General features: G+C 72.1%; 11 protein-coding genes. 5 read left to right on the top strand and 6 right to left on the bottom strand.

Translation table 11 applies throughout. From position 1 onward, the window contains the following. Window positions 1-107 precede the first annotated feature (107 nt). Window positions 108-509, bottom strand: coding sequence for a VOC family protein (locus ACZ7HT_RS33540; RefSeq protein ID WP_471172967.1), 402 nt, complete (start codon window positions 507-509; stop codon window positions 108-110). 328 nt (window positions 510-837) lie between these two features. Here ACZ7HT_RS33540 and ACZ7HT_RS33535 point away from each other — a divergent pair, with 328 nt between their 5' ends. Together ACZ7HT_RS33535 and ACZ7HT_RS33530 are read left to right on the top strand one after the other, a co-directional pair. Beyond that, entirely contained in the window at window positions 838-1,884 is a 1,047-nt protein-coding gene (locus ACZ7HT_RS33535; RefSeq protein ID WP_471173017.1) for a glycoside hydrolase family 19 protein, read from the top strand. 74 nt (window positions 1,885-1,958) lie between these two features. Further along, on the top strand, window positions 1,959-2,528 hold the full coding sequence (locus ACZ7HT_RS33530; protein WP_471172964.1) for a dihydrofolate reductase family protein: 570 nt from the start codon (window positions 1,959-1,961) through the stop codon (window positions 2,526-2,528). Here the strand turns inward: ACZ7HT_RS33530 and ACZ7HT_RS33525 are convergent. Both ACZ7HT_RS33525 and ACZ7HT_RS33520 read right to left on the bottom strand, forming a co-directional pair. Next, the gene (locus ACZ7HT_RS33525) at window positions 2,478-3,305 is read right to left on the bottom strand and encodes an anti-sigma factor family protein (RefSeq protein ID WP_471173014.1); all 828 of its coding nucleotides are present in this window, start codon (window positions 3,303-3,305) and stop codon (window positions 2,478-2,480) included. The two genes, ACZ7HT_RS33530 and ACZ7HT_RS33525, sit on opposite strands and share 51 nt — an antisense overlap. Before the next feature lie 5 nt (window positions 3,306-3,310). After that, window positions 3,311-3,877 carry an RNA polymerase sigma factor gene (locus tag ACZ7HT_RS33520; RefSeq protein ID WP_471172962.1) on the bottom strand — a complete coding sequence of 189 codons (567 nt, stop codon included), beginning with the start codon at window positions 3,875-3,877 and terminating at the stop codon, window positions 3,311-3,313. Between the two features lie 157 nt (window positions 3,878-4,034). Here ACZ7HT_RS33520 and ACZ7HT_RS33515 point away from each other — a divergent pair, with 157 nt between their 5' ends. Both ACZ7HT_RS33515 and ACZ7HT_RS33510 read left to right on the top strand, forming a co-directional pair. Continuing rightward, window positions 4,035-4,529, top strand: coding sequence for a plastocyanin/azurin family copper-binding protein (locus ACZ7HT_RS33515; RefSeq protein WP_471172960.1), 495 nt, complete (start codon window positions 4,035-4,037; stop codon window positions 4,527-4,529). Then, the gene (locus ACZ7HT_RS33510) at window positions 4,519-4,947 is read left to right on the top strand and encodes a hypothetical protein (protein ID WP_471172957.1); all 429 of its coding nucleotides are present in this window, start codon (window positions 4,519-4,521) and stop codon (window positions 4,945-4,947) included. The genes ACZ7HT_RS33515 and ACZ7HT_RS33510 overlap by 11 nt, the downstream gene beginning before the upstream one ends. Before the next feature lie 70 nt (window positions 4,948-5,017). Here the strand turns inward: ACZ7HT_RS33510 and ACZ7HT_RS33505 are convergent, their stop codons facing one another. Then, entirely contained in the window at window positions 5,018-5,479 is a 462-nt protein-coding gene (locus ACZ7HT_RS33505; RefSeq protein ID WP_471172955.1) for a hypothetical protein, read from the bottom strand. Window positions 5,480-5,844: 365 nt separating this feature from the next. Beyond that, window positions 5,845-6,927, bottom strand: coding sequence for an LUD domain-containing protein (locus ACZ7HT_RS33500; RefSeq protein WP_471172951.1), 1,083 nt, complete (start codon window positions 6,925-6,927; stop codon window positions 5,845-5,847). Between the two features lie 150 nt (window positions 6,928-7,077). Between ACZ7HT_RS33500 and sigJ the strand changes: the two genes are divergently transcribed. Then, window positions 7,078-8,031 (top strand): RNA polymerase sigma factor SigJ, encoded by a 954-nt coding sequence (gene sigJ / locus ACZ7HT_RS33495; protein ID WP_471172949.1) that lies wholly within the window; start codon window positions 7,078-7,080, stop codon window positions 8,029-8,031. 20 nt (window positions 8,032-8,051) lie between these two features. Here the strand turns inward: sigJ and ACZ7HT_RS33490 are convergent, their stop codons facing one another. Next, a complete protein-coding gene (locus tag ACZ7HT_RS33490; RefSeq protein ID WP_471172948.1) occupies window positions 8,052-9,611 on the bottom strand; it encodes an amidase family protein in 1,560 nt (519 codons plus the stop codon). Between the last annotated feature and the right edge of the window lie 51 nt (window positions 9,612-9,662).

Genomic DNA, 9,662 nt, shown 5'->3' with positions numbered 1-9,662 from the left:
TACCCCCCCCCCCCCCCCCCCCCCCCCCCCCCCCCCCCCCCCCCCCCCCCCCTCCCCTCCCCCCCCCCCCCCCCCCCCCCCCCCTCCCGTACCCGGTCTGCGGGTGGTCAGTCGTTGTCACGGCCCGCGCGGCCGCGCTCGCGCAGGGAGATGCGGTTGCCGTCCGGGTCCGCGGTCTCGATGCGCACGCCGAATCCGTAGTCCTCGGGCTCCGCCTCGTCGAAGACCACCCCGCGCTCGCGGAACACCTTGAAGTCCGCCCGCAGGTCGTCCGATTCGAGGATGACCGGGCCGGGCGCGGCACCCGCCTCGGCCGGCTGGCCCGCGGCGGCGGGGTGCGCCCACAGGAGGATCTCCACGGGGCTGCCGGGGACGCCCACGGTGAGGAAGCGCCCGCCGGGGTTCGGGAAGTCGATGCGCTTCTCCAGGCCGAGCTTCTCCGTGTAGAACTCCAGCGCGCGGTCCTGGTCGGTGACGTAGAGCGTCACGTACATGATGTTGGTCAGCATCGTGCGGTCCTTCCGAGTGTCGGTATGCGTCACCTCACTGACGGACGCCGGCAGGGGAATGTGACAGCCGCCGGTGACAAAAGCGGGAGGGTCGTCAACACCCTTTCCTCACCACTTACTTCACCTCTTGACGCAAGCTGGTCCAGACCTCTAGTTTCACGGTTCGCACGACGACCCCGTTTGTCCCCCACCACCGGCCGACCCGCTCGGCAAGGAGTTCTGCGTGCCCATCAGCCTGCGATCCCTCCGCACCCGCCGCCGTCAGCGCGCCCGTTCGCTCCCCGTCCTCGTCGTCCTCTCCGCGGTTCTCTCCGCCGTCCTCTCCGCCCTGTTCACCGTCGCGCCCGCCCACGCCGCCGAGGGCTCGATCACCGGCCTCGCCGGCAAGTGCGTCGACGTGGCAGGCGCCTCCAGTGCCAACGGCACCGCCGTACAGCTCTACTCCTGCAACGGGACCAGCGCCCAGCGGTGGTCCAACCCCGGTGACGGCACCCTGCGCGCCCTCGGCAAGTGCCTGGACGTCGTCGACCGCAGCACCGCGAGCGGGGCCTCGGTCCAGCTGTGGGACTGCAACGGCGGCGCCAACCAGCAGTGGGTGGTCACCGCCGCGCACGACATCGTCAACCCGGCCGCGGACAAGTGCCTGGACGTCCGCGACAACAACAGCGCCGACGCCACCCGGCTGCAGATCTGGACCTGCACCGGCGCGCCGAACCAGAAGTGGAACGCGCCCGCGAGCGGCGGCGGCACGCCGTCCGGATTCGTGGTCACGGAGGCGCAGTTCAACCAGATGTTCCCGAACCGGAACTCGTTCTACACGTACAGCGGCCTCGTCGCCGCCCTCGGCGCCTACCCCGGCTTCGCCCACACCGGCAGCGACACGGTGCAGAAGCAGGAGGCCGCGGCGTTCCTCGCCAACGTCAACCACGAGACCGGCGGGCTCGTCCACATCGTCGAGCAGAACACCGCCAACTACCCGCACTACTGCGACTGGGGCCAGCCGTACGGCTGCCCGGCCGGCCAGGCCGCGTACTACGGCCGCGGTCCCATCCAGCTCAGCTGGAACTTCAACTACAAGGCGGCGGGCGACGCCCTCGGCATCGACCTCCTGAACGACCCGTACCGCGTCGAGCGCGACGCGGCCGTCGCCTGGAAGAGCGGCCTCTGGTACTGGAACACCCAGTCCGGCCCCGGCACGATGACCCCGCACAACGCGATGGTCAACAGCGCCGGCTTCGGCCAGACGATCCGCAGCATCAACGGCTCCCTGGAGTGCGACGGCCGCAATCCCGCGCAGGTGCAGAGCCGCGTGGACGCGTACAACCGGTTCACCGGAATCCTGGGGGTGGCGCCCGGCGGCAACCTCTACTGCTGAGGCGACCGGCGAGGCGAGAGGCGGCAGGCGGTCGGCGGCCGTAGTGTCGGAGCTGTTCCGGAGGAGGACTTCGCATGCGCAGAGTGACCTACTCGATGGGCGTCTCGCTCGACGGCTACATCGTCGGGCCGGACGGCAGCTTCGACTGGACGGCGCCCGACGAGGAGGTCTTCCGCTACTGGATCGACGAGATCCGGGAGGTCGGCGTCCATCTCCTCGGCCGACGGCTGTACGAGACGATGCTGTACTGGGAGACCGCCGACCAGGACCAGTCGCCCGACGAGCTGGAGTGGGCCGCGCTCTGGAAGCCGCTCCCCAAGGTCGTGTTCTCCACCACGCTGTCGACGGTGCAGGGCCATGCCCGGCTGGCCTCCGGCAGCGTGGCGGAGGAGATCGAGCGGCTGCGGGCCGAGCCGGGGGAGGGCGACATCGCGATCGGCGGCGCGACCCTCGCCGCAGAGGCGGCGGCGCTGGGCCTGATCGACGAGTACCGGACGATGGTCTACCCGGTGCTGGTCGGCGGCGGCATCCCGTACTTTCCCCGGAGCGAACGCCGGGTGGATCTCGAACTCGTCGAGACCCGCACCTTCGGCTCAGGAGTCGTCTACCTGCGCCACCGCGTGGCCGGCGCCGAAGAGTCCTGAGGTCGCCGCCGGCCCCGCCGCGGTCCCGCCGGCTCCGCCGAAGTGCGCCGTCGCCAGGACCGTGCCGTCGGCGGCGACCAGGCGGGCGCCGGTGAGGGTGCCGGCGTCCACGGGGGCCGGGGCGCCCCAATAGCCGTAACCGGCGCGGACCGGGAAGGAGCCGAGCGACACGGAGGACCCGTCGGCCCGCACGAGGAGGCACCGCACCGGGCCGTCGGGCACCGGTCCGTCACCCAGGTCGACCGACATGTACACCCAGCCGCTCCCGCCCGTGGCGTCCGCCGGGTGAGCGAAGATCCGGCCCACCTCCCGGCTGTTCCCGGCCGGGTCCGGGGAGACCAGCGCCGCCTCGATGACGTGCGGCGACGGAGCGACCACCCGGGGTGCGCTCTCCACCACGGTCCCGACCGCCCAGCCGCCGAACCCGAAGGCCACCGCCGTGGCAACGCCCGCCGCCGCGATCCGGAAGCGATGCGTTCGCCCACGGCGCCGGGCCGCCTCAAGGGACAAGGGAGGGGCGGCGGGCGCTTCGGGTGCGGGGGCGGGCGCTTCGGTCGCGGGGACCATCGCCCGTACCACCCGGCTCTCGAACCCCACCGGAGGCTCCGTCCCCGGCAGCAGCCCGAGCAGCCCGTCCCCGACCGCCGTCAGGCGCGCCACGTACGCCCGGCAGTCCGGGCAGCGGTCCAGGTGGGCCACCGCCTCGGCCCGCTCGCGCGCGGGAAGGACCCCGAGCGCCAGCTCGGCGCCGTCCTCACGCAGCCGCTCGCAGTCCATGCCGCTCACCGCGTCCCCTCGCTCTCCAGGAGCGCCCGCACCTTGATCGTCCCGGTCCTGATCCGCGTCTTCGCCGTGCCCAGCGGCACACCCTCGAAGGCGGCGACCTCCCGCGCCGTCATCCCGTAGATCCCGGCCATCACCAGCGCCCGCGCCTGCTCCCGGGGCAGCGCCGCCACCGCCCGCCGGACCCGCTCGGCCGCGTCGTCGGCGAGCGCGCGCCGCTCCGGGGTCTCCGACACGATCCCGACCAGCGCCTCCAGGTCCTCCGGCGCCACCGGGGTCGCGCGGCGGGCCCGGACCGCGTCGATCGCCAGGTTGTGCGCGATGGCCGTGAGCCAGGTCCGTACGGATCCGCGCCGGCCGTCGTACACCTGGGCGTGCCGCCACGCCCGCTCGAAGGTCTGCTGGGCCACGTCCTCGGCGAGGCGCGGATCGCCGAGGACGGCGACGGCCACGCCGTAGACCGAGCGCTGGAAACGGCGCACGAACGCCACTGCGATCTCCGGATCGCCCGTGGCGAGACCGGAGAGCAGCGCCTCGTCGGGAACCCGCTCCAGCGGAAGGCCCATGCGTCCCACACTCGTGGATACGTACGACGTCCCCGAAGGGATCGCCTCCGCCCATTGTCCGCCCGGACCCGCAATCCCGGCGCGGCCCGGCGCCGTACCCCCTGTGGAAGACCGAACCGGAAGACCGAACCGGAGAACCGATCCGGAGGACAGAACGATGAGGGAACCACGTACGCGCGCGCTGCTCGCCCTGTCGGCCGCCGGGCTGGCAGGCCTCCTGGCCGCATGCGGAGGCGGCAACGGCGGCGGTTCGAGCAGCGGAACCACCACACCGCCCCCCACCCAGAACAGCACGGTCCCCGCGGGCACGACCCGGGTGACCACGGACCTGGCCGACTTCAGGATCACGCTGTCCCAGAAGACCTTCACCCCCGGCACGTACGCCTTCGTCGCGACGAACACCGGGAAGCACGACCACGCCCTGGAGGTCGAGGGGCCGGGCGGTGAGAACCGCTCCAGCACCGTTTCCCCGGGCGAGTCCACCACCCTCACGGTGAACCTGAAGTCGGGGAAGTACGAGATCTACTGCCCGGTCGACGGACACAAGGACCTGGGCATGAAGACCGAGATCACGGTGGCCGGTACCCCCGTCAACCAGCCGAGCACCCCCACCTCGCCGACCACTCCGACCTCTCCCGGCAATGGTTACTGACCGGACCCGCCGCGCCGCCGTGCTCGTGCTGCGGCTGGCCGCCGCGGGCCTCACAGCGACGATGGGCGCCATCCACCTCAGCCTGTGGGCCGACGGCTACCGCGACCTGGCCACCATCGGCCCCCTGTTCCTGCTGAACGGCATCCTCGGGTGCCTCCTCGCCGTGGCGCTGCTCGTCACGCCGTACCGCTGGGTCGCCCTGGTCGCCACCGCCACCGCGCTGTTCACGGCGGGCACCCTCGGCGCGCTGTTCCTCAGCCTCACCACAGGCCTGTTCGGCTTCGAGGAGTCGAGTGACGCGGACCTGGTACGCCCCACCCTCGCGGTCGAGACGGCGGGCATCGTCGTCCTGACCACCCTGGCGGTGGCCGGCCTGAGCCACCGCCACCGCCCAGCGGTGACCCGGCCCGGGAAGTGACGACGGGGCCGTCGGCCACCGGCCGGTCCGCCGTAGGGCATGGCCCGTTACGGTCCTCGCCGGTCCGGCGTCAACCGCGGTCGATCGTCTCGCAGGTGTTCGTGACCTGGTCGAGGGCGGTGACGTCCGCCGTGACGACGTCGTCGGTGCCGCCCTCGCACTCGACGCGGTCGAAGCCGCCGTTGCGGCTGATGATGACGTCATTGCCCGCGAGGCCGCGGAAGGTGGCCCGGTCGGGCCTGGAGAGCCAGCCGTCGGGGTCCGCCAGGTGGTCGTCGGCGGTGCCTCCGACGAGGATGTCCTGGCCGGGGCCGCCGTTGAAGTCCACGGGGATGTTCAGGTCCGCGCCGGCCGCGAGCCGGTCGTCACCGTCGCCGCCGTCGGCGTGGACGGAGGTGATACCGGAGATCTCTCCGCAGGTCGCCGTGCGCGGGCTGGTCTGGGTGCAGCCGGGGCCCGCGGTGATCCCGGCCGGGTCGGACACCCGCAGGAGCGGGGCGGTGGCGACGTAGAAGGTGACCTGGTTGTTCACACCCGGCCGCGCTTCGAACGTGACGACCCCACCGGTGCGGCTGACCGTCCCGGTGGAACATGCCGCAGCGGAGGTTGCGGAAAGCAAGGGCATGGCCAAAGCCGCGGCCAGTGCGGGCACGATGAGGCCACGGCGCCCACGGCCGGTGTACAAGCGCATTCCTGACTCCTGTCCAGATTGTCTGACATCATCTGAAAAGCACTTTTGACGGGCCCTCGGTGGATGTCAAACGCACGCCGGACGATGTGGTGACTCCCGCACTCGGCGTCGTCGCGGCTGAGAGTGCGTCAGATGCCTCCCGGAGCGGTCCCTTCGGCCCGGGTCGGCGGATGGCCGACCCGGGCGGCTTCGGGTCCGAAACGCACTCAGAACCCGATGGCCTCGCGCAGCAGCAGGACCGTGCCGCGGCCGGGCTGCGGCTCGGCGTTGAGGACGAGGAGACGGTTGACCGCGCTCGGCCGACCGTAGGCCGCCAGAGCGCGCTCGCTCTCCAGCACCAGGGCGTGCTCCTGGACGCGGCGCAGCGCGATGTCCAGGTCGGGCACCACCTTCTGCGCCCCGACGACCCAGATCGCCCGCGCGGCGCCGCCGGCGGAGGCGGGGAGCTGGCTGCCGCTGCCGGAGGCGATGACGAGTGAGCCGGTCTCGGTGACGGCGCCGACGCTGGCGACGAAGACGTCGGGGGTGGCCACGAGCCGCCGGATCTCGTCGGCCTCGGTGGCGCGGTCCATCGTCAGGACCCGCGGCCGGATGGCCTCGTAGCGGTCGCCCGCCTCGATGTCCTTCTCGATGCCGGACAGCCGAAGCGTCTCGCTGGCCCCGGTGAAGACGGTCGCGGCCGCCGGGATCAGGTCCTTGACGCGGGCGCGGGCGGCTTCGGCGTCGTCGAGGAGTTCGGCGGTGAACCCGTTGGCACGCAGCGCCGCGATCGTACGGTCAAGGGTTTCGGCGGAGGCCGGAGCGCTGAAGTCGTCGCCCGCCCGCGTCTCCGGCATCTCGGCCTCACCGGAGCCGGCGGGCGCGGAGCCGACCAGCGGGGTGGTGTCGACGTACCGGACCTCGTAGACCCGCTCGGCGAACCTCCAACCCTCCTCCGTACGCCGGTAGGTGTCGTGGTAGACGGCGAAGTTCATGCCCGAGCGGCCGTCGAGCAGGCGCGCGACCTCCTGCATGTAGGTGCGCCCGGTGGCGGTGTCGCCGTCGATCCGGATCGTGCCCGGGTGGCTGTTCTGCACGAAGAAGTCCCACTGCTCCTGCAGGCGTTCGCCCCCGGTCCTGATCTCCTCCCGGCCGACGAACTCGACGGGGACGTTGGGCATGCGCAGAACGGCGTCGGGGGTGAACAGCGAGGCGAGGCGGGTACGGTCGCGCATCATCGCGGCATCGGTGAACTCGCCGCGCAGCGCCTCGATCTCGACGCGGTCGGCGATCGACTGGAAGTCGTTCATGGTCGGAGTCCTGTCCTGTGAAGGGCGTTCCCGGTGTGCACGAGTCCGACAACGCAGCCCCGCCGAATGTGAGGCGAGCCGCGGACCTCACATTCCGCCGCGCTGTTCTGTCGTCATGGAGAAGGAACGAAACGAGGAGCCGGAGAGCGCATGACCCCCGAGTCACGACAGAAGCACGGGCAGCCGGACGAACAGCGGGACGCGGGCCTGAACGTGATCATGAGCGAGCGCCGGCAGCTGCTCAATCTCGCCTACCGTCTCCTTGGATCGCTGGCCGACGCGGAGGACGCGGTCCAGGAGACGTACACCCGCTGGTACGCGATGTCGCGGGCGGAGCAGGAGGCCGTCGAGTCGCCGGGCGCCTGGCTGACGAAGGTGGCCGGCCGCATCTGCCTGAACGTGCTGGGCTCGGCGCGCACGCGCAGGGAGACGTACGTCGGCGAGTGGATCCCGGAGCCGCTGCCCGGCGGGGACGGGTGGACGGCCGGGGCCGCGGGCGGCGCAGGCGCGGACCCGGCCGACCGGATCACCCTCGACGAGTCGGTGACGATGGCGTTCCTGGTCGTGTTCGAGGCGATGACCCCGGCGGAACGCGTCGCGTTCGTCCTGCACGACGTCTTCCGCTACCCGTTCGCCGAGGTGGCCGAGATCGTCGGCCGCACCCCGGCGGCCTGCCGCCAACTGGCCTCATCGGCCCGCCGCCGCCTCGCCGCCACGCGAGCCGATGCGGGCCCGACGGCCACCCGGCAGGCGGGCGTCGTGCGCCGGTTCAAGGAGGCCTGGGAGGCGCTGGACATCGAAGCGCTGATCGGTGTGCTCGACCCGGCCGCGACCGCGGTCTCCGACGGCGGCGGCCGCGCCGTCGCCCACCTGCAGCCGCTGGAGGGCGCGGAACGGATCGCCCGCCTCTACCTGATGATCGCCCGCCTCGCCCCGCCCCGGACCATCCTGGAGACCCCGGTCAACGGACTGCCGGGCCTGGCGGTGGAGTCAGAAGGCCGGATCGAGACGGTCTTCGCGTTCGAGGTCTCCACCGACGACCGGATCACCCGCATCTGGGCGGTACGCAACCCGGACAAACTCCGCCCATGGCAACGGCAGTGACCAGCACTTTCACCACAGGACTAGCCGATGGTGCCGGAGGAGACCGAGGGCAGATACCGCGGTGCGTGCCAGGCGCCGAGCCGCCGCTCGACCGCCGCCCCCAGCGACAGCAGGGCGGTGTCCTGCCGGTCGCCGGCCATGAGGAGCAGGCCGACCGGCAACTCGCCGACGAAGCCGGCGGGTACGGACAGGGAGGGGTACCCGGCGACGGCGGCCGGGGTGGAGGACGGGATCACGTCGTTGTCGCCCCGTGCGCAGCCGGTCGTCCAGGCGGGCGGGTTCGCCGGGGAGGCGATGGCGTCCAGGCCGTACTCCGCCATGGTCTCGTCGATGGACCGCCGGGACAGGTCGCTCAGCTCGGCGCGCATGGCCTGATGGTGCGGGTCCCTGGTCGACGGCGCGGCCAGGGCCTGCTCGAAGAGCTCCTGGCCGGCGAAGCAGGTCTGTTCGGCCGGGTGCGTGCGGTTGAACTCGATCAGTGCGGCGAGGTCGCGAGGACCGTTACGGGACGCGAGGTAGGCGTCGATGTCCCGGTGGAACTCGCTCAGCAGGGCCGGGAACTCGAGTTCGGCGAGCCTGTCCTGATACGGCGGTGTCACCTCGACGACCTCGGCACCGGCGGCACGCAGCCGGGCCGCGGTCCGGGTCATCAGGGCGTCCACTCCGGCGCCGAGCGAAGGCAGCCGCCACAGTCCGATCCGCTTGCCGCGCAGACCACCGGGGCGCGCCACCGGGGTGCCGTCACCGCTGAGGACCGCGAGGGTGATCGCGGTGTCGATGACGTTGCGTGCCATGGGGCCGGCCGTGTCCTGCTCGGCGGAGATCGGGACGACGCCGGACTGACTGACCAGCCCGAGGCTGGGCTTGTGCCCGACGACCCCGTTCATCCCGGCCGGGCAGACGATGGAGCCGTCCGTCTCGGTGCCGATCGCCACCTGCGCCAGGGACGCGGCGATGGCGGCGGCCGAACCGGAGGACGATCCGCAGGGGTTGCGGTCCAGGACGTACGGGTTGTGCGTCTGCCCTCCCACCGCCGACCAACCCGATGTCGGCCTCGCCGCACGGAAGTTGGCCCACTCCGACATGTTGGTCTTGCCGAGGATCACCGCCCCGGCCGCACGCAGCCTCCCGACGAGCTCCGCGTCCGTGTCCGGCGGGCTTCCGGCCAGTGCCAGCGATCCGGCCGTCGTCGGCATGTCGCGGGTGTTCACGTTGTCCTTCAGCAGGACGGGAATGCCGTCGAGCGGGCCACGGACCTTCCCGAGGCGATGCCGGAGATCACTGGCGGCGGCCTGACTCAGGGCCGTGGGGCTGGTGCGCAGCACCGCGTTGATCTTCGGGTCGACAGCCTTGATCCGCTGGAGGTACGCCCGGGTCAACGCCGACGAGGTCAGGGACCCGCCCTTCATGCGTGCCTGCAACTCGGGGATCGTCACCGTGTCCAGGTCCACTCCGCGCAGCACAGTGGAGCCTTCGGTACCGGACTCGACTGCCATCGCACCCTGCCCCCGCACACCCGACGCCACAACGGCCGCCACGGCCAGGGCCGCGGTCACTGTCGCCACAGTTCTCTTCGTCATGGGCGACAGCCCACTGCAGGAGAACAGCCGGGCACAAGCAACTTCTCCGCC

This window comes from Streptomyces sp. NPDC037410 (genome assembly GCF_055602235.1).
This window is presented reverse-complemented; position numbering and strand designations above follow the sequence as displayed.